This is a genomic window from Clostridium sp. LIBA-8553 (assembly GCF_057782465.1).
In genome coordinates this window covers 2,016,204-2,037,482 of sequence record NZ_CM173489.1, presented here as the reverse complement: position 1 = coordinate 2,037,482, position 21,279 = coordinate 2,016,204, and the positions used below count along the sequence as shown (strand labels likewise).

Below are 21,279 nucleotides of genomic sequence, written 5' to 3'. Positions count from 1 at the left end.
AATAAAAATGATATAATTATTATGGTAAAATTTATTATTAATATTAGGAGGACTAAACATGAAAATACTAAAGTGGTTGTTAATATTTATTCCTATAAGTATTATAGGAGAATTTATGCACTTTTCGCCAACACTTATGTTTGTATTATCTGCTTTAGCAATAGTCCCTTTAGCAGGTCTTATGGGAGAAGCTACTGAGGAAATATCATTTTATACAGGTCCAAAATTAGGTGGTTTTTTAAATGCTACTTTTGGAAATGCTACAGAGCTTATAATATCATTTTTTGCTTTAAAGGATGGATTATTCAATGTGGTTAAGGCTTCTATTGCAGGTTCTGTAATCGGAAATATATTATTAGTATTAGGTGCTAGTATGTTAGCAGGAGGATTAAAATATAAAACTCAAAATTTTAACAAGAAGGTAATGGAAACTAGTTCAAGCATGCTATTATTTGCGGTTATTGGTTTAACAATCCCAGCTATATTTATGCATACAATAAAACCAGAGTTTTTAAATACAAAATATGAAATTATAAGTGTAATAGTTGCAGTAATAATGTTTGCTATATACATATTAAGCTTAATATTCTCATTTTTCACTCATAAAGATATTTATGCCGTAGAGAAGAGTGAAGAAGAAGGAGAGGCTAAATGGTCATTAAAAAAAGCCATAATAATATTAATTATAGCCACAGTAATAATAGCTATAGAAAGTGAATTTTTAGTAGGAGCTGTAGAGCCAATGACAAAAAGTCTTGGATTAAGTGAACTTTTTGTAGGTATAATTTTAATACCTATAATAGGAAATGCAGCTGAACATAGTACAGCAATAATTATGGCAATGAAAAATAAAATGGATGTTGCTGTTGAAATAGCTATAGGATCAAGTTTACAAATTATTCTTTTTGTTGCTCCAGTATTAATATTTTTAAGTCTTATATTCAAGCCTATGAGCATAATATTTAATGCTTTTGAATTAGTTGCATTAATCGTATCTGTATTTATAGCTAATAGAGTTGTTAGTGATGGAGAATCAAATTGGCTTGAAGGTGTTCAACTTTTGGCAGTTTATTTAATAATAGCAGCTATGTTTATGATTGTTTAATAGATATAAAAAAGGCAGTATTAAAATATACTGCCTTTTTTATAAGTAAAATAAACACAAAAATTATGAGAATATGTGTTTTAGTGAATTTATAAGAAGTTTATTATCCTCAGGTTTTAAGACACAAACTCTAAAGAAATATTCATTTAATCCTTCAAAAGAAGAACAATTTCTTATTATTAGTCCTTTTTCTAAAAGCTTATTGTAAAGTTCTGTTGCAGTAAGTTTTTTAGAAATAATTTTACAAAGAATAAAATTACTATAGCTTTCATAAACTTTTAAATCTTTTAAAGAATTTAGTTCCTTAAATAGAAAATTTCTTTCTTCTTTTAACTTAGAAGTATTTGAGTTTATGTATTCCTTATCTTTGAACATAATTTCACCCATTGTTGTGGCAAAAATATTTATATTCCATAAATCAAGCTTCTCAAGCATTTCTTCCTTTATTTTTTTATTAGAAATAAGTCCATAGCCTAATCTTATTCCAGGTGTTGAGAAAAATTTAGAAGTTCCTCTAATTATAAAGAGATTAGAGAAGTTATCTACAAGAGGAGTAGAGGAGTATATTTCAGGTTCTGTAAACTCAACATATGTTTCATCTACCATAAATATAGTAGAAGTATTTTTTAGTAAAGAAGAAATTTCATCTTTTGAAAAAGCAAATCCTGTAGGATTGTTAGGATTGCAAATTATAACTAAGTCATAATCTGAGGAATTTATAGAATTTATCAATTTATGTACATCTATTTTAAAGTCATCTTCTTCTTTAGAAAAAAACTTAATTATTTCACAATTTATTTTTTTAAGTTCGCTTTCATATTCTGAATAGGAAGGAGAAAGTAATAATGCTTTTTTAGGATTAATAATACCTATAAAAGAAGAGATTAATTCTGTAGCACCACTTCCAACTATAATATTTTCTTTTTTGCAATTACAGTATTCTGAAATAGATTCTTTTAATGATGTATATTTAGGATCTGGGTATATAGAAACCATATCAATATTTTCTAAAATAGCATTCTTAGCTTTTTTAGATGCGCCAAAAGGATTTATATTTGAACTGAAATCTTTAATATCTGTTTTTTTTAAGCCTAGTTTACTTGATAAATCAAATAAATTAGCTCCATGATTAATACTCATAAGTAGTACCTCCTAAGTTGATTTAACTTTTTATCTTATAATTATAGTATAATTCTTTAATAAAAAAATAAAAAGGTCTAGATTTTTATAAAAATCTAGACCTTTTTTTATTTTAAGCCGCATATTTACTTGTTATGCTTTTAGATTGTATAGCTTTAATTAATCTGTTAACAGGTAAAATACTTAATATTACTATACATATTAAACCATCAGCACCTATTAAAGAAGCATTTACTAAAAATGAATATAGAATTGGAGACATTCCTTCAGGAGCAAATGATCCAAAGAAAACAACTCCTGAAATAAAGTGAGCTACAAACTTTAAGAATATAGCAATTGCGGCTCCTGAAATTCTATGCTTTTTGAAGAATCCTGCTACTCCTAAAGCCATGTATGGTAAAGGATAATCAAATAATACCTGAACAGGATGAAGTATATATGGATCTATGAATAAGGAAATTATACCAAATAGAAATCCAGTAAGCATTCCAACTAATGGACCATAAGCATAAGCAATAAGTATTATAGGAACCATACTACCTAATGTAATTCCTCCACCTTGAGGAAATTTGTATATCTTTAGCATGTTTAATACAGCTGTAAGAGCTAAAGCAATACCTATAGTCGTAAGCATTTTAGCATCAAATTTTATATCTTTAGCCTTTATAAGTAAGACTAATATTATTAGGAATCCAATTAAAGTGAGTATCGTTAATGGATTAGTTAAAATCTCCTTTAAATTTCCCCCTAAATTAATTGATGAAAAACTTTGTATAAAGTCATTTATTATTTGTGAAAATGACATCATAGTTTAAACCCCTCCTTAAACTTTAAGTGTGCTTAGAGAGTCTAAAGAATGTAAATAAAAAAACCGAATCTAAATATAGATCCGGTTTAAATACAGCCCTAAACGCTTCCCTACGCTGGAATTAACCAGATCAGGTGTTGAGGGTTAATGATAATTATCATCTCTCAGCCTAAAGGCACCCCTAGCACATGAAAATAATTCTAATTTTATTTTATATGCTAATTATCATTAGGTCAAGAAATATTAAAAATTAAATAAATTTTTATTTTGGAATTCTTATGAATAAATTATTCACATTAAAGCTTTCAGTATAGTCTTCAGGCTCTAGGGAACCCTCTTTATCAAATTCTCTATTGGATAAAGAGTCTCTGCTTAAAGAGCCTAATCTTAGAGCGTTTACGGTTCCTGCCATATCTAAAAGGCCAAAACCTAAGTTTCTATTTGGATACGTATCATTAGGTCTTTTTTTAGCTCCTCTAATTAAATAGGTTTGAAGTTTTTGAGCATACATTGTTGGATTATTACCATCTATTATACCCCACTGGAGGATGAGAGCACAGCATCCAGCAGTAACAGCTGCTGCTACACTTCCACCAGAAACTAAAGAAGACCCACCACCAGGCTTTGTTGCTATGGCATTAATCCCACCAGCAGCTATAATAGGTTGGATTACGTTATTTCTTGTATAGCCTTGACCAGAACTAGATATTAAAGCATTGTTATTTTGGTTATAATTTGCTGTACAGATTATATTTGTGCATGTTCCAGGTTCTGTTAAAGTGGTTTCTTTAGTAGGAGTTAAAAATTTAGTGTTTGAAGCTAATAATTCTCTTTGAAGTAACCAAGCATGGTATTTTCCGTAAGCTATATACTCACCGGTGAGGGTAAATTTCCAAATCCCCTCTGTTATATTATTTGCACGGACTAATATGGATTCATCTCCTGTAAATTCATCTGGAGAATCATATGCTATTTCCATTGTAGTTCCTTCGTATATAAATTTAATTTTATAGAATAACCCAAATAATCCCAATTTAGTATCAGATACCGTTATGTTTTTTATTGATTGTCCAGATGGGGAAGTTATACTTAAAGTGAATTTATCAGGCCTTGTGCCATAAATTTGTAAAATAAGTCCCTTTTGTTCTCTATCAACATTTATTTCTATTACACTATCAAGGCCAGTACCAGGAATTATATCAGAGGTATGAGTATCTGTATTTCCTTGATTACCACTTGAACTAACTACTATTATACCTCTTTTGGTAGAGATTTCATTTATATATCTTTCTAAATTACTTTCACCACTATGTGGCCCTAAATTTCCACCTAACCCTAGATATATTACTATAGGCTTTTGTAATCTTATAGATTGATTATACAGGTATTTTACGGCTAATATAATATCAGTATTACTATACATTGGTATATTGTTTTGGGGAAAAAATAAGTTAGCATAATTTTTAGAAGCTTCTTCTAATTTAACTATAATAAAATCACAATTAGGTGCAGCACCTATAAAGTCTCGATTTTTTCCTCTTCCTCCAGCTATAGAAGCCATTTTTGTACCATGTCCAATTTCATCTTTTGAAGGAACAATAGTATAGGGATCACCACCTTCTCTAAATAATGATAAGGCTTTATTTATATCCTCTTTTGAATATTCACTGCCGTGTAGCATATTATCTGGAATTTTTCCAGTATCAATTGTTTGATCCCATAAATAAAGTATTCTAGTGGAGCCATCTTCAAGAAGAAATTCATCATTTAAATAATCAATGCCAGTATCAATCATACCTATTATTACATCTGTTCCGGTTAAATTTAAGTAAGGATTCCTATGAAAATTTATAGCAGAAGAAGCTTCAATCGGAGTAGTGTTCTCTAATGTATAGAGGGTTCCTAATTCTGCAAGGATAAAAGGTTGAATTTTTTCTAATAAATTTTCTAACTCAGCTTCTTTTAAAGAGAGTATTGCTAATGTGTCATCTATAATATAAACGCTTGCGCCAGGAAGCTTATCTACTATGGATTTAATATCTCCAAAATAGTTTACAATTAAATTTATGGAATCTGGATCATTATAAAGGCTTTGTTTCATAAAGACTCCTATTTCATATTGATATTATTTATATTATTCCAGGTTTTTATTTAAGTTCTAGTATTTTAAAAAGAAAAATTTTAACCTATGCCACCATATATTATTCCAAGTATTATTACTAAGATTGTAACTAAAATAAATATATATTTTCCTAATGGAATAAACCAGTTTCCAAGCTTTTTATGAGCCCCTTTATTTACTTCTAGTAATACATCATCTCCCCCAATAATGTAGTAGAATACAATAGCCACTAATAAAGCACAAAGTGGAGAAATTATTATTGTAATAAGATTTGAGAAGTTATCAAACATACTCATATTTAAGGATAAAGGTATTCCACATATGAAACAAAGTACTGATATTGTGATTGAAGTTTTTATCCTGTTTGACTTAAAATGTGCCATAAAGGCTTCAACAGGACCTTCTAACATATTTACAGATGATGAAATAGCAGCGAAAATTACGCTAAGGAAAAATAATGTACTTAATAATGCTCCAAAATTCATACCCTGGAATATCTTTGGTAAAGTTATAAATAATAAAGAGGGCCCAGATGAAGGGTTTAATCCATATGCAAATACTGCAGGCATAATCATAAATGATGCTAAAAGTGCAGCTAAAGTATCGAAGATAGCAGTTTGCATTGCAGAAGAAGGAATATCAAATTTATCATTTATGTAACTACCATAAACAACCATACCACATCCATTAAGAGAAACAGTAAAGAAGGCTTGTCCTAGAGCCATTACCCAAGTATCTATTTTAAATAAGTTTTCCCATCTTGGAACTAAAAGATATTTAACTCCTTCAAAAGCACCAGGTAAAGTTAAAGATCTTATAGTTAGAATTATAAATATTATAAGAAGTAGAGGCATTATTATTTTATTTAGCTTTTCTATACCACGACCTATTCCTAAGCAAACAATTACTAAAGTTAAGATTATAGCTAAAGCAAACCAAAAGATTGTGCTAGATGTCCCAGCAAAGTTACCAAAATAAGTATTCGGATCAATATTATTAATAGAACCAGTTAGGCTTAAGAAAAAGTATTTAAGAATCCATCCTATAACTATAGAATAGAATATAAAAACTCCAATTAATCCTATAGGAGGGATCATTCCAAAGAATTTTCCTCCTTTTAATGATTTGTTTTTTAAAGATTCAACTATACCAGTGTATGAGCCAGCTCTAAATTTTCTACCAAAAGCGAATTCAGTCATAAGTCCTGTAGTTCCAAGAATGAAAACAAATAAAAAGTATGGAATTAAAAAGGCGGCACCTCCATATTGTCCTAGCCTGTAAGAAAATAGCCATATGTTACCAAGACCTAAAGCGGCACCTACACAGGATATTACAAATCCAAACTTTCCAGTAAAATTTTCACGTTCTTTCATTTTAAATACCTCCTAAATTTTTATATAAATATAAAAAAATAGGTCATATAGCTAAACTATACGACCTATGGTATCAAAACTCTTTTATAAGGCCATATAGTATTATCTATGTGACCTATTTTTATTAACGTAAACTAAGCCATCATAGATACAATCCAAAATTCTTTTGGAGTTTGTATCTATGACTACGTATATTCAATCATAAATACAAACTATCTATAATAGCAATAATAAAAGTTATTAAGTTTTGCTTTTATTAAGTTTGTATTATTCCTCATAACAAGTTCTCCTAAAAAGTAAATTTAAACTGATTATATAACTAAAAAAAATAAAATGCAAGGATTTTTATTTTTTAAAAATCATAAACAAGGTTTAAATTAAGAGCATTAGCAAGTGTATATGCATAATCCATAGTAGTATCCCAAAGTTCTTTAGGGCTGTGACAATCAGAGTTAATTATGGTTTTAACTCCTGCTAAAGAAACCTTATTCCAAAATTTTTCATAGGGATAAGGAAATCTTTCCCCATCACAATATTTTTTTATTCCTCTTCTAATACCATTTGCATTAAATTCTAATATAAAATCAAGTTCTTTTGCTGTATTTATAATTAAGTCACAGGCTTTATCACAATTTTCGTCCCAAGGAAAATCATTTATAAACATTAAATCAGGATGAGCTACAAAGTTAAAGTATCCACTTTTTATACCAAGACAAATACTTTCAGCATATTCTATGTAGTCTTTGGTATTTTGTAAAGAATATGTATTTTTCAATTCGCCATTACTATTTAAAAATAAGTGTTGTCCTAAAGCTAAATAGTCGAATTTTAGCTCGTTTTTTAAATAATTATAATAAAAATCATCAGAAAATAAATATTCTATTTCTAATCCTATTTTAATATCAATAAAATTTTTAAATTTTATTTTAAGATTTTCTAAATTAGCCTTATATTCCTCAAGCTCATTAAAATTCATTCTAAGTCCAAATCTATTATCAGGATATGGACCATGATCACTAAAACCTAAAATATTTAAATTATTTTTTATAGCAGCATTAATGTAATCAACATCTTCTCCACTAGCATGTTTACATCTTTGGGTATGTGTATGAAAATTAATTTTTTTTAACATAAACTCCACTTCCTTCCCTTAAATAGAGTATATCAAAAAAACAAATAAAAGATAAATATTAATAGAATTTAAACAGAAAAATGTTAACAAAAAATTCTTTGACTTTTTCTTTTGAATAAAATAAAATTATTCCACGGCAAGTAATTAACTATATTTAAAGCAGATAGTTTATAAAAAGAAATTTATTGAATTGAAGTTATTTTATTATTAATATTTAAAGGAGATATGAACATGGGGTAAAAGTTTGATTTGATTTTTGGATAAAACATTATTTTAAATTAATTTATTAGAAGAGGTAAAAAAAGGAATGAAAATAAGATTAATAGAAGAACATGAATTAAACAAAGTTAAAAGTATTTATGATAATGTTGTAAAGGAAATGAATTTAAGAGGGCTATATAATTGGAATGAAAGTTATCCCAATACTGAAATAATTTTTAAAGATATTTCTAATAAACATCTTTATGGACTAGAAGCTTTTGGAGAAATCGTAGCTGTTGCTACTATAAATGATCAAGCTTACGATGTTTATAATGATATTGCATGGCAAGTTGATGGGCCATTTTTATCATTTCATAGAATAGCCGTTTGTCCATATCATAGAGGAAAAGGATATGGAAGAAAAATAATAAATTTTGTAGAAGAAATGGCTAAGGAAAAAAAATATAATTCTATAAGGATTAGCGCTTATCATAAAAATGAAAATGCAGTTAATCTTTATAAAAATTTAGGATATGTTCACGTAGGAGAGATGATGTCTATGAGAGACATAGTAGAACCTTTCTTATGTCTTGAAAAAGCGATAATGTGATTATAATATGAACCAATTTATAGTTTTTAAATAGACTATGAATTGGTTTTTTTATTGTTAAATTTACATTAAGGTTATGTTAATTAAGAATATTAGGCTTTTCTTATGAATAAACATATATTGAATGCTATGAAAAAAATGGGGGAATAGACTAAAAAATGTATTTATTACTCTATATATGTTGAAAAAGGAGGGAGGAAAAGTAGCATTTAAAAATTTTATCGTAAGGGAGATTTATATGAAAAACAACTATAAGCTTTTAATAACTAAAGTTTTGTCTTTAAGTATGATAGGAAGTTTATTTACCGCTTATCCAACTTTAGCTAAGGAAGTTAAAACACAGGCAGATGATTTGATAATATCAGAATATTTACATGGACCATCTAATTCAAAGGCTATTGAAATTTATAATGGAACAGGAAAAGGAGTAAATCTTTCTAGTTATGATTTAGCCATATATTCAAATGGAAAGTATGATGGAAGTCCAGTTTCTCAAAGTTTAGAGGATAAGGTTATAGAAAGTGGAGAAACATTTGTACTTTACAACAGTCAGGGAAAAGATGAAAAATTTAATGCAGTTATAGAAGGATTAGAAAATAAATTAGGAGTAGGAAGCCAAACTGTAAGCTTTAATGGTGATGATGTTTTATTACTTAGAAAAAATACTGTAAATGGATATGAAGTAATAGATTCTTTTGGAGCTAAAACTGAAAAGGGAAATAATTTTTATAGTAGTAAAACCATAAGTGCTAGAAGAAAAGCAGATGTGAAAAATGGAGAAGCCAATATAGACAATACACCTTTTGATATAAATGCACAATGGGATGTAGACGTAGAAAATTTATATGATGATTTAGGAAAACATGATATTTCATGGAGTGAAGGGGAAAATCCTTCAGAAAAAGTTATTAAGGTAAAAGAAGCAAGAGAGAAGAGTTTAGGAGAGGAAGTTACTATAAGAGGAGTTGTAACTTTTAATGATAGAAATAAAACTCTTCATATACAGGATGAAACAGGTGCTATTGCAGTTTCAAACTTTAAATCAGGAGTCGATTTTGGGGCAATCACTAATGGAGATAGGATTGAAATAAGTGGTGCTTTGGATGATTTCAATGCATTGCTTCAAGTACAAGCTACCCAAATAAAAGTTTTAGAGAATGTAGGAATGCCAAATCCTAAGGTAGTTACTATAAAAGAATTAAAAGAAGAAAATTTTGATTCTCATTATGTTGAAATAAAAAATGCAGTGGTCGACTTAGAGGCTAAAACATTAACTCAAGGAGAAGATATTTTAGATATTTACTTTGTTCCTTCAGGGTTAGATATTAAAACAGGAGACTTAGTAGATGTAAAAGGAGTTGTAGGTAGATTCAAGGATACAGTTCAACTTTATGGTTCTTCATCAGAATTTATAAAAATAGTTGAAGATAATGAAAGTCCTATAATAACTCATGAAAAAATTGAAAAGGCCAATATAAATGAAGATTTAAATATTGAAGTAGAAGTAAGTGATAATAATAAAATAGAAGAAGTATCTGTTAGTTTTAAGGGAACAGAAGAGAATGAATTTAAAAAAGTAATATCAAAAGAAGTAAATGGAATATTTAAAGCTACAATACTTAAGGAAGATTTAAAAGCTTCTGGAATGGAATATTATATTGAAGCTAGTGATGGTAAAAATACTTCAAGAGTACCTGAAAATGGAGTATATACTGTTGAAGTGGTAGACGAAGACTTAAGTGGACCAGAGGTTTTAAATGTTTTACCAAAGGAAAATTCAAGTATTGGAGAGAATAGAAGACCTACTATAAGTGGAGAGTTCCTTGATAATTCAGGAATAGATTTAAATAGTATAATTATTAAATTAAACAATAAAGACATAACAACAAAAGCGAAGGTAACAGAAGAAGGATTTTCATATGAAGTAAATGAAAACTTAGAAGATGGCGAACATAGAGTAGAAGTGAGTTTAAATGATTCTTTGGGAAATAATAGCATTAAAGAGTGGAAGTTTAGGGTTGGAAAGATAAATCATTATTATGGCCAACTACATTCGCATACTAATATTTCAGATGGAACTGGAAGTTTAGATGATGCTTATAAGTGGGCGAGAGATGAAGGAAATGCTGATTATTTTGCTGTAACTGACCACTCAAATTGGTTTGATAATGATACTGCAGCTAATATAAATGATGGTTCTATGAGTAAGGCATGGACTAATGCTCAAAATATATCTGATAAGTATAATGAAGATGGTAATTTTGTTGCTATATATGGCTATGAAATGACTTGGTCAGGATCTACTGGAGGATGGGGACACATAAATACATTTAATACTCCAGGTTTTGAAACGAGAAAAAATAGTAAAATGGATCTAAAAACTTATTATGATACAATTTCACAAGTACCAGAGTCAGTTTCTCAATTAAATCACCCTGGAAAAACTTTTGGTGATTTTGCAGACTTTGGTTTTTATAGTGAAGGTGCAGATAAGGTAGTTAATTTAATAGAAGTTGGAAATGGAGAAGGTCCTGTAAGAGGTAGTGGATATTTCCCAAGTTATGAATACTATACAAGAGCTTTAGATAAGGGCTGGCATGTTGCTCCTACTAACAACCAAGATAATCATAAAGGAAAGTGGCTTACAGCAAATGATGCAAGAACAATTGTATTAGCAGAAGAGAAGTCAAGAGATGCCCTATATGAAGCTATGAGAAAAAAGCAAGTTTACTCTTCAGAAGATAAAAACATGACTATTGATTACACTGTTAATAATCAAATTATGGGAAGTAATTTAGGAGAAGTAGAGAATTTAGAATTTAATATATCAATAAATGATGAAGATAAAAATGATACTATAAAAAAAGTTTCAATCATAGCTAATGGTGGAGTTGAAGTTGTTTCAAAAGAATTCAATAGCAATGAGGTTTCTTGGAACTTTGAACTTACCCCAGAGTATAGTTATTACTATGTAAAAGTTGTACAAGAGGATAAAGACATTGCAGTAACAGCTCCTGTATGGATTGGAGAAAATGTAAATGTAGGATTAAATGAATTAAAAGTTGATAAAGAAATGCTTTTAGTAGGGGATGAGGCTAAATTCTCAATAGAAGTTTATAATAATAGTTCTGAAAGATTAAACAATATAAAAGTTGAATTCTTTAATGGAGAAATTTCAGATGAGAAGAAAATTGGGGAAGAAATTATAGAAGGCTTAGAAGAAAATAGCTTAAAGGAAAGTTCTATAACATGGAAACCTGAAAGAGCAGGAGAATTTACTATTTATGCAAGAGCCACAATTTCAATAAATGGAACAGACAAGACATTTACTAAGAGTTCTAAGGTAGAAGTTGTAAATGAAGGTGATGTTTATAAGGTAATGATAGATGGAGCTCATGCTAATCAGTATGTAACAGGAAACTATGCAGGAAAAATAGATGCTTTTGAAAAGTTATTAACAGAAAATGATTGTATTCCTATAATAAACAAAGAAGAAATAACAGAAAAATCTTTAGAAAATGTTGACCTATTAGTTATAACTGATCCTCAAGGAACTGACGAACCTAATTATGATGTTTACAAAAGTAACTTTACAGATTCAGAAATTGATGCTATAGGAAAATACATGGCCAAGGGTGGAAATATAATAATTACATCAAGAGCAGATTATAAAGATGGAGTTGGAGAGTATAGTAATGGTGCTCAATTAAATCCTATTTTAGAGAAAATAAATTCAGACTTAAGAATAAACGATGACCAAGTTGCAGATTATGAAGTTAATGAGGGACAACAATTTAGACTTATGTTAAATAAGTATTCTTCTCCTAACTTTAATCTTGTTGAAGGATTAGGCGAAGAGGATAAATTTAGTTTTTATAGTGGATCATCAGTAGTATTAAAGGATGGAGCTAAGGGAGAAAAGGTTGACTTCTTAGTAAATGGTCATGAAACTACAGGAACAGATGATTCAGATAAACAAGGTGATAATATTCCATTAGAAAAAGGGAAAGTTAATGTTTTAGCAGTAGAAGAATTATCTAATGGAGGAAAGGTTGCCGTAGGTGGAAGTACTTTCTTCTCAAACTTTGAGATAGATGGAACTAATTCTGAAAGCAAAAGTAATAAGTCTATAACAGAAAATATCATAAATTGGATGTTACCTGAAAAAGAAGCTGAAAAAATTACTATTAAAGAATTTAGAGAAGATAAAAATGAAGATGGAGTACCAGACAGATTAGGAGAAGAATATATTTTAGAAGGAACTGTAACTGCACAATCAGAAGCTATAGAACCTAAGAATGCGTTCTTTGAGGTTATATATATTCAAGATGAAACTGGTGGAATAAATGTTTTTGGTGTTTCTAATACTCCTGTAAGAGTTGGACAAAAAGTAAGAGTTAAGGGAAGAGTAGAAGCATACCAAGGTGAATTTGAAATTCAAATAAGTGATGAAAGTGCAGATTTAGAAATAATTGATGAAAATGTAAATGAAGTACAGCCTAAAGAAATGAGTACTGGAGAAAGTATGCTTCATGAAAATGAAGGATGGTTAACTAAGGTAACTGGAAAAGTTGTAGATATGGATGAGAGTAACCTTTACTTAGATGATGGTTCAGGCGTTTCAAGAATATATGTTGAAGGATATATATGGGATGGAATAAATGAAGATATGAAAGGTAAATGGGATACAAGAATAAAGGTTGGAGATACTGTTTCAGCAATGGGACTTAGCTCAGAAGATCCAGAAGGAAATAGATTAAGAGTAAGAAATACTGGCGAAATAGTTCTTCAAGAAGAAGAAAACATTGGAACTATAAATACTGAGATTTTAGGAGATAAAAATGAAATAAAAGAAAATGAAAATGTAAGTTTAGTAGCTAAAATAGAAAATACTACTAATAAAACTTTAGAAAATATAACTGCTAAAATCTTTGCTAACAATGGAAAAGAGGAAATTTTATTAAGAGAAGAGAATTTAACTTCTTTAGGAATTAATGAAGTTAAAGAATTAACTTTTGATTATTCTTTTGAAAATGAAGGGAAATATGATATAAGCATAAAGCTTTTTGATTCAGAAGAGGATGAAATAGAGACTAACAATAAGAATTTCCTATTATTAGTTTCAAAAGAGGACAGTGATGAAAATCCAGGAAATGGTGAAAATCCGGGAAATGGTGAAAATCCGGGAGATGATGGAGATGACTCAGATAATGGATCAGGTGGAGAAGATAAACCAGATACAGATGATCCAGACTCAGAAAAGCCAGATGAATTACCTAACACAGGAAGTAGAATGAATTCTAATATCCTTATGACATTTGGAGTTTTATATTTAGCTGTAGGTTTCTTCATTATTTCTAAAAAGAAAAGAGTAAGATAATAGTTTGTAAATCTTAGGGCTGGCCTTTTTTAGGCCAGCTTCAATAATAATTAATTGGGGTAGTGGGAGAAGTATTATGAAAAATAGTAAAAAAAGCATTATTTTTTTAGTAAGTATAGTTTTATTATCTTTTTTTATTGTAGGGCTTTCAAAGTTTATATTTGATAGCGGCTTTATAAATGATAGATTAAATAAAAATGTTCAATATTATGAGGGAAAAGTAAAGAGAATAACCAAGGAAATGTTAGAAGGAGATAAGTACATAGAAGGTATAGAGCTAGGATATCAAAATATAGTAATAGAAATTTTAGAAGGACCTGAAAAAGGAAAAGAATACGAAATAGTAAATAATATTAGTAGAGTTTATAATATGCCAGTTAAGGAAGATACTAAGGTAATATTAGGTTTTTTCTATGAAGGAGAGGAAATAAAAGATATAGCTGTCTATAGTTATAAAAGAAGTAACATAATATTTTTATTAGGATTATTATTTGTAATAGTAATAATAGGAGTAGGAGGATTTAAAGGAGTAAAATCCTTAGTTTCTTTATTTTTCACTTGTGTTTGCATAATATTCTTAATGATTCCTTTAATGCTAGTGGGAGTAAATCCTATAGTAGCTGCAATTTTTTCATCTTTTATAAGCATTGTTGTTACATTAACTTTAGTTTCGGGAGTGAATAAAAAGACTTTCACAGCCATTTTAGGAACTTTAAGTGGAATTATTATATCAGGAGGAATAGCAATAAGTTTTGGAAATCTTGCTAAATTATCAGGTATTAGTATGGAGGAAGCTGAGAGCATGATGTATATAGCAGAAAATACATCTTTAGATATTCATGGAATAATGTTTGCAGCTATTTTAATAGCTTCTTTAGGTGCTGTTATGGATGTAGCAATGTCAATTTCATCCTCAATTTTTGAGATAAATGAGGTAAATAATAGCTTAACTAAGAAAGGTCTATTTAAAAGTGGAATGAATATAGGAAAAGATATAATAGGAACTATGGCCAATACATTAATTTTAGCTTTTGCTGGAGGATCTTTAAATACAATAATAATGCTTTATGCTTCCAATATGAGTAAGAATCAAATGTTGAATCTAGATGTATTGTGTATAGAAGTTATACAAGGACTTTCAGGAAGCATAGGAATTATACTTACTGTACCAATAACAGCATTTATAGCAAGTTGTTTTTGTAGTTTAAATTTAAAAAAAAGTGTTAAAAGCCTTTCATAATACTATCATAATATGATAGTATAAAATTCCAAGTATTATTAATTAAGAATTTACTTAAGACTAATAAGGAGGACTAGAATGAGCAAACAAAAGAAAGAGTTTTTAATAATTGGAATTGGCTTAATAGGATTATCCCTATTTTTACATTATGTGCATTATCTTATCTTTCAAGATTTACATCATACATTAATATTTCTTTTTGCTGATATAGCTTTTATACCTATGGAAGTATTCTTTACTACTTTAGTAATTGATAAATTACTTGAAAAGAGAGAAAAAGAGCATTTAAAGGACAAGCTAAGTATGCTTATAGGTGTTTTCTTCAGTGAATTAGGAATTGATATTTTAAATACCTTTGTACATACAGATAATAATACAGAACTTATTGCAAAGGAAGCTATAGTCACTAAGGAATGGAATAAGAATGATTTTAAGAATTTAGAGAAAGTGGTTAATGAATATGAGTATAAAGTAGATATTAAAAAGATAGACCTAATAGCTTTAGAAAAGAAATTAAACGCTCAAAAAGATTTAGTTATTAATTTAATAACTAATCCAATGTTAATAGAGCATGAAGAGTTTTCAGATATGCTTATGTCCATACTTCATTTAAGAGAAGAATTAAGCAGTAGATGTTCTCATGAATTAGAAGTTTATGAAATTCAACATTTAGAAAAGGATATAAATGTTGCTTATAAATACTTAGTCTTTGAATGGGTTCAATATATGAAACAATTAAAAGCAAATTATCCTCAATTATTCTTAAAAGCATTAATTACAAATCCTTTTGATAAAAGATCATTAAGAGAAAAAGAATGCAATTATTTATAAAATAAAATAGTACAGTGTAACATTTAAGTTACTACTGTACTATTTTTTCATTTGAAAAAGTACTGATTTTAGATATATAATTCTTTACATTTTCTAAAACCTCATCTTCACCAACATACATTATTATATCATTAGCCATTATTTTAAAGTATGGACCAGGTGATAAAAATAATTCACCATTTCTTTTTACACCTATTATTGTTGCTTTAGTATTTTGCCAGAAATTTAAGTCTCCAATACTCTTACCAACTGCAAAACTTTCACTTTCAACTATACTTTCAAAAGGGATAACAGTTCCTACATTTCTAAGTTGGGTAGCGAATTCAATCATATTTTCTATATTTTTTTCAAGTTGTTTGTCCAATTCGTTTTTAGCTTTTAATATTTTATAAGTATCATTGCTAAGTGTTGTAAAGTCAGATTGAGCTTTAAACTTACTTAAAAAATCTTTTGCATTTTCCTTACTATTAATTATTATTCCACTTTTTTCATTAACAGATACTACGTTCATATCCTTAAGTAAGGCTACTGAGCGTCTTATAGTTTCAGGTGAAACTTTATATATGCTAACTAGGGTTGTACGACCTGTAATTTTACTTCCTTCTTTAAAATCATTATTTAAAACTCTATTAGCTATATCAATAGCTATCTTTATGTAGTTTGGCGTTTTTGTACGTTTAGCCATTATAACATCACGCTCCATAGTATATTAATATATTAAACTAAATTGATTTTATCACTTAGATAGTAGGTTTGTAAATTATAAAGAGTATTTTTAGCAAAAAAGCAAGAAATGAAAGTATCAAATTCCCTAATTTAACATATTTTTAAAAATGTATGCATATATATTTAATGTACTGAATAAATATGTACTTAGAATTATTATAAAAATTTGGGGGTGGAATTTTGTTAAAGAATAGGGAAAGAATGAAAAGATTAATAGCCTGTGGAATAGCAGCTAGTATAGTCTCTGTTAATGGATTACCTGTTTTTGCTTCTGAGTTAAATAAATCAGATAAGGTTAATTTAGCTCTAAATAAAAAGACTGTAGCTTCTTCAAGAGAAGTTAATGATAAGTGGGGAGCAGAACTCATAACAGATGGTATTAAGGATAAGCCAAGTGATCCAAATGCAAAGCCCGGTAATTCTAGATGGGCTAGTTCAAGAAATGTACCACAATGGATATATATTGATTTTGAAGAAGCAACTACTTTTGATCAAGTTGATATACTTTGGGATGGAGCATATTCAAGAAATTATAAATTAGAGGTTTCTAATGATGCACAAACTTGGGAAGAAGTTTATACAACTAGTGAGGGAAAAGGAGATCAAGAGTCCATAAATCTTGGAGAAGATATAACTGCTAATTATTTAAGAGTTAGCTGTGAAGATACAGCTCATGAATGGGGAAATGTATCAATATATGAAGTTGAAGTTTATGATAATGAAGAAAATGTAGCTCCACCTGAAACAGAAACAGGAGTTAATATTGCTTTAAATAAAACTGCTACGGCATCAGCATCAGAAACTAATGCGCTTACTCCAGATAAAGTTGTAGATGGAGATACATCTTCAAGAAGTTCTAGATGGTCAAGTGGAGGATTTTCTAATGGAGCTAAACAATGGATAACTATTGACTTAGAAAAAGAAAGTACTTTTGATAAGGTTAGATTATTCTGGGAAGCTGCCAATGCAAAGGTTTATGAAATTCAAACTTCTAATGACAATCAAGAGTGGAAAACGGTTCATAGAAATGAAGCTGGACAGGGTGGTACTGAGGTTATAGAGTTAAATGAAAAGGAAAATGCAAGATATGTAAGAGTTTACTGTGAAGAAAATAATCCAGATGTATGGAGTTCAGTATCATTATATGAAGTTGAGATATATAATGGAGAGATTCCTTCATCAGGAAATATTGATGAGGTTGTAAGTTCTATAGAGGTTCCTACTATAAATAAGGGGGATTCTAAACTTCAAATGCCAGAGGTGCCAGAAGGCTTTGAGATATCATTTATTGGAGCCGATTATAATCAAATCATAAATGATGATATGACTATAAATGAACCTTTAGTGGATACTACTGTAATTGTAGACTTTGAAATTAAAAAGGGAAATGAAAAAAGGGAGACTACTGGTATAGAAATAAATGTACCAGGTAAGTATTCTGAATCCTTAGGAAGTAATACTAAGCCAGAAGTAGTTCCAAGTTTAAGAGAATGGGTTGGAAAAGATGGGAACTTTACTATAACAGATTCTTCAAGAATAGTTATTGATCCTGCTTATGAAAATGAGTTAAGTAAAACTGCAAGTGAATTCAAGTCTGATTATGAGGAAATAGTTAATAAGCCTATTGAAATAGTTTATTCAAATTCACCTGCAGAAGGGGATTTTTATTTTACTTTAAACTGTGAAGATGAGAGTATAGGAGAAGAAGGATATTACATGTATGTAGATGAGTACTTAAAGGTTGAAGCTACTCATAATACAGGAGCTTTCTACTCAACTAGATCAATACTTCAAATATTAAAGCAAAATGGTGAAACTATTCAAAAAGGAATAGTTAGGGACTTTCCAAGATATGAAAATAGGGGATTTATGCTTGATGTTGGAAGAAAATTCTTTACAATGGATTATTTAGAGCAATTTATGGAAGCTATGTCTTGGTATAAATTAAATAACTTCCAAGTTCATTTAAGTGATAACTATATTTGGACTAATAATGAAAATTGGGAAACTGCTTATGCTGCTTTTAGATTAGAATCTGACACATATCCAGGTTTAACAGCAACAGATGGTAGTTATACTAAGGAGGAATTTAGAGAGTTTATAGAAAAATCTGGTGATCATGGAGTAGAAATTATTCCAGAAATAGACGTTCCTGCACACTCACTAGCATTTACTCGTTATAACCCATCCTTAGCTTTAGGTACAGGAGGAGATGCCACTTATTTAGATGTAGGTAATCCAGAGGTTTATGATTTTGTAGATGGATTATTTGATGAATATTTAGGAGGAGAAGATCCAGTCTTTGGAGATCAAGATTTCCATATTGGAACAGATGAGTATAAGGGAGCTCCTGAGAAAAAAGAGGAATTTAGAGCATTTACAGATAGATATCTTAAAAAGGTTAGAGATGAATATGGAAGAAATCCAAGATTATGGGGAAGTTTAGATGTTTTCCCAGGAGAGACGCCTGTAACTAGTGACGGAGCTCTTATGAATATCTGGTATAGAGGATATGCTGATGCTAGAAATATGATAAATCAAGGATATGATATTTTAAATACACAAGATGCAGATCTTTATATAGTTCCAGAAGCTGGTTATTATAATAACTATCTTAATACAAGATTCTTATATAATGATTGGGAGCCAAGAAGATTTGCTTCAGATTATAAACTTCCAGCAGGTCATCCTCAATTAAAAGGCGGAATGTTTGCTGTATGGAATGATATGATAGATGAAAAAGCAAATGGAATCTCTGAAAGAGACATTTATGATAGATCATTCCAAGCAGCTCAAGTTTTATCAGAAAAAATGTGGGCAGCACCTGATAGTGAAACTAGCTTTGAAGAGTTTAAAGAAAGAGTAGACAAAGTAAGTGATGTTCCAGATTCTAACTTAACTTATAATGTGGAATCTAAAACTGAAACTGTAATTGATTACGATTTCGAAGAAGAGGCTACAGAAAATATTAAAGATAATTCTGGAAATGAATATAATGCTACAGGAACAAATGTAGAATCTGTAGAAGGTAAAGAAGGAAAAGGAATTAAATTAAATGGAGGAGAAAGCTATATTGATACTCCAGTTGATAACAAAGGTTTAGATTACACAATTTCTATGTGGGTTAAAAAAGATGCTAATGGAGATTATAGTGAACAAATATTATCAGAATCTAATACAGGAGTATTAAAAGCTTGTCAAAAGGAAACTGGTAATGTTGGTTTCTCAAGAGAAGGATATGACTATTCATTCAATTACAAATTACCTGAGGATGAATGGGTTGAGTTAACTTTCATTGGGGAATTAAATAAAACAAGTCTTTATGTAAATGGAGAATTTATAGAAACTATAAATAAGAGTAATGGTGGTAAAGTAGGAACATTTATATTACCTCTAGATAAGATTGGAAGTTCAACTAATTCATTTAAGGGTAGTATAGATGAAATAACTGTTAAGGATGGTGCGCATAAAATTATAGATCCTACAGTTATACCACAAGATCAAATGACTGCAAGTGCTAGTAGTGAGCATCCTAATATAGGAACAGAGGGTATTGCTCAGTTTGCTATTGATGGAGATGAAAGTACTATATGGCATACAAAATGGAGTCCAGTAGATAAATTACCTCAATACATTACTTTAGATTTAGGTGGAAGTTATGATATAAATAAATTCACATATATGCCTAGACAAAATGGTTTAAATGGAAGTATAAGTGAGTATGAATTACAAGTAAGTACAGATGGAGAGAATTTCACTAAGGTAGCAGAGGGAAATTGGACAGCAGATAATAGCACGAAAGTATTAAATTTTGATGCTGTCAATGCAACTCATGTAAGATTAGTAGCTAAAGCTGGTCATGGTGGATTTGCATCTGCAGCTGAGTTAAATGTTCATCAAGTTTTAGAAGTTCCAGAAGAAAATGTTGGACAAAGCTTCTTAACAGTACCTGAAAGTGTTAAAGTAAATGAGAATTTTGATATTTTCTTAGGTGCTAATGAAATAAAAGAAGATTTATCAGCTTATGCAGCTGAATTTACTTTAAAATATAATCAAGAAGTATTTGATTTAGTAGAAGTTACAAATGGAATAGATGGAGTATTTGTTAATCATAAAGAAATAGAACCAGGTGTAGTTAAAATAGTAGCTGCTAGCTTAGGAAACCCAATAGAAAGTGCTACTAATTTAATAAAAGCTACTCTTACTCCTAAAGCTGAATCAGAAAGAGAAACTTTAGAAATAATTTCAGCAAACTTAGGAGATGGAGAAACTGGTAAAGTTCATGAGTTAGGATTAACAAGTGGAGAAGTAGCTGTAAGCAAGGGAAATGTAGATATAATAGTTAATCCAGTAAGAAATTTTGTTGCTTCAGAGGTTAATAAGAAAGATGTAACTGTAACTTGGGAGGCTCCAGAAACAATTGAAGGTTTAGAAGGATACATTCTTTATAAAGATGGTAAAAAAGTTGGAGAAATTGGTGCTGACGAGATAACTTATAAATTTAAAGGATTAAATAGACACACAATTTACAACTTTAAAATAGCAGCTAAGTATTCAAATGGAGAGATTTCTAGTAAGGAGTCAATAACTTTAAGAACTGCAAGATAATTA

12 protein-coding genes and 1 riboswitch are annotated in these 21,279 nt (G+C 29.4%); of the genes, 6 read left to right on the top strand and 6 right to left on the bottom strand.

What is annotated here, in order from left to right:
- Positions 1-58 precede the first annotated feature (58 nt).
- Positions 59-1,105, top strand: coding sequence for a calcium/proton exchanger (gene cax / locus AC2JAQ_RS08970; protein ID WP_488456137.1), 1,047 nt, complete (start codon positions 59-61; stop codon positions 1,103-1,105).
- A 63-nt stretch (positions 1,106-1,168) separates the two neighbouring features.
- Here cax and AC2JAQ_RS08965 read toward each other — a convergent pair whose 3' ends face one another.
- The 5 genes from AC2JAQ_RS08965 to AC2JAQ_RS08945 form a co-directional block, all read right to left on the bottom strand.
- Positions 1,169-2,245, bottom strand: coding sequence for a pyridoxal phosphate-dependent aminotransferase (locus AC2JAQ_RS08965; protein WP_488456136.1), 1,077 nt, complete (start codon positions 2,243-2,245; stop codon positions 1,169-1,171).
- A gap of 112 nt (positions 2,246-2,357) precedes the next feature.
- Positions 2,358-3,053 (bottom strand): energy-coupled thiamine transporter ThiT, encoded by a 696-nt coding sequence (gene thiT, locus AC2JAQ_RS08960; RefSeq protein WP_488456135.1) that lies wholly within the window; start codon positions 3,051-3,053, stop codon positions 2,358-2,360.
- Positions 3,054-3,143: 90 nt separating this feature from the next.
- A riboswitch (TPP riboswitch) is annotated at positions 3,144-3,246 on the bottom strand.
- A 69-nt stretch (positions 3,247-3,315) separates the two neighbouring features.
- Positions 3,316-5,154, bottom strand: coding sequence for a S8 family peptidase (locus AC2JAQ_RS08955; RefSeq protein WP_488456134.1), 1,839 nt, complete (start codon positions 5,152-5,154; stop codon positions 3,316-3,318).
- A gap of 80 nt (positions 5,155-5,234) precedes the next feature.
- The gene (locus AC2JAQ_RS08950) at positions 5,235-6,548 is read right to left on the bottom strand and encodes a sodium-dependent transporter (protein ID WP_488456133.1); all 1,314 of its coding nucleotides are present in this window, start codon (positions 6,546-6,548) and stop codon (positions 5,235-5,237) included.
- A gap of 352 nt (positions 6,549-6,900) precedes the next feature.
- Positions 6,901-7,680: a histidinol-phosphatase gene (locus tag AC2JAQ_RS08945; protein WP_488456132.1), complete on the bottom strand. Its 780-nt coding sequence runs from the start codon at positions 7,678-7,680 to the stop codon at positions 6,901-6,903.
- Between the two features lie 307 nt (positions 7,681-7,987).
- Here AC2JAQ_RS08945 and AC2JAQ_RS08940 point away from each other — a divergent pair, with 307 nt between their 5' ends.
- The 4 genes from AC2JAQ_RS08940 to AC2JAQ_RS08925 all read left to right on the top strand — a co-directional run bounded on the left by AC2JAQ_RS08940 (position 7,988) and on the right by AC2JAQ_RS08925 (position 15,942).
- Entirely contained in the window at positions 7,988-8,491 is a 504-nt protein-coding gene (locus tag AC2JAQ_RS08940) for a GNAT family N-acetyltransferase (RefSeq protein WP_488456131.1), read from the top strand.
- A 238-nt stretch (positions 8,492-8,729) separates the two neighbouring features.
- On the top strand, positions 8,730-13,871 hold the full coding sequence (locus tag AC2JAQ_RS08935; protein WP_488456130.1) for a CehA/McbA family metallohydrolase: 5,142 nt from the start codon (positions 8,730-8,732) through the stop codon (positions 13,869-13,871).
- Between the two features lie 76 nt (positions 13,872-13,947).
- On the top strand, positions 13,948-15,111 hold the full coding sequence (locus AC2JAQ_RS08930) for a YibE/F family protein (protein ID WP_488456129.1): 1,164 nt from the start codon (positions 13,948-13,950) through the stop codon (positions 15,109-15,111).
- A 78-nt stretch (positions 15,112-15,189) separates the two neighbouring features.
- Positions 15,190-15,942, top strand: coding sequence for a hypothetical protein (locus AC2JAQ_RS08925; protein WP_488456128.1), 753 nt, complete (start codon positions 15,190-15,192; stop codon positions 15,940-15,942).
- Positions 15,943-15,973: 31 nt separating this feature from the next.
- Here AC2JAQ_RS08925 and AC2JAQ_RS08920 read toward each other — a convergent pair whose 3' ends face one another.
- On the bottom strand, positions 15,974-16,627 hold the full coding sequence (locus AC2JAQ_RS08920; protein WP_488456127.1) for a GntR family transcriptional regulator: 654 nt from the start codon (positions 16,625-16,627) through the stop codon (positions 15,974-15,976).
- A gap of 221 nt (positions 16,628-16,848) precedes the next feature.
- Between AC2JAQ_RS08920 and AC2JAQ_RS08915 the strand changes: the two genes are divergently transcribed.
- Complete coding sequence (locus tag AC2JAQ_RS08915; RefSeq protein ID WP_488456126.1) at positions 16,849-21,276, top strand: discoidin domain-containing protein; 4,428 nt, start codon at positions 16,849-16,851, stop codon at positions 21,274-21,276.
- Positions 21,277-21,279: the final 3 nt, after the last annotated feature.

Bases quoted from the DNA above. Each gene is read 5' to 3' on its own strand.
- cax (WP_488456137.1), top strand. From the start codon at position 59: ATGAAAATACTAAAGTGGTTGTTAATATTTATTCCTATAAGTATTATA.
- AC2JAQ_RS08965 (WP_488456136.1), bottom strand. From the start codon at position 2,245: ATGAGTATTAATCATGGAGCTAATTTATTTGATTTATCAAGTAAACTA.
- thiT (WP_488456135.1), bottom strand. From the start codon at position 3,053: ATGATGTCATTTTCACAAATAATAAATGACTTTATACAAAGTTTTTCA.
- AC2JAQ_RS08955 (WP_488456134.1), bottom strand. From the start codon at position 5,154: ATGAAACAAAGCCTTTATAATGATCCAGATTCCATAAATTTAATTGTA.
- AC2JAQ_RS08950 (WP_488456133.1), bottom strand. From the start codon at position 6,548: ATGAAAGAACGTGAAAATTTTACTGGAAAGTTTGGATTTGTAATATCC.
- AC2JAQ_RS08945 (WP_488456132.1), bottom strand. From the start codon at position 7,680: ATGTTAAAAAAAATTAATTTTCATACACATACCCAAAGATGTAAACAT.
- AC2JAQ_RS08940 (WP_488456131.1), top strand. From the start codon at position 7,988: ATGAAAATAAGATTAATAGAAGAACATGAATTAAACAAAGTTAAAAGT.
- AC2JAQ_RS08935 (WP_488456130.1), top strand. From the start codon at position 8,730: ATGAAAAACAACTATAAGCTTTTAATAACTAAAGTTTTGTCTTTAAGT.
- AC2JAQ_RS08930 (WP_488456129.1), top strand. From the start codon at position 13,948: ATGAAAAATAGTAAAAAAAGCATTATTTTTTTAGTAAGTATAGTTTTA.
- AC2JAQ_RS08925 (WP_488456128.1), top strand. From the start codon at position 15,190: ATGAGCAAACAAAAGAAAGAGTTTTTAATAATTGGAATTGGCTTAATA.
- AC2JAQ_RS08920 (WP_488456127.1), bottom strand. From the start codon at position 16,627: ATGGCTAAACGTACAAAAACGCCAAACTACATAAAGATAGCTATTGAT.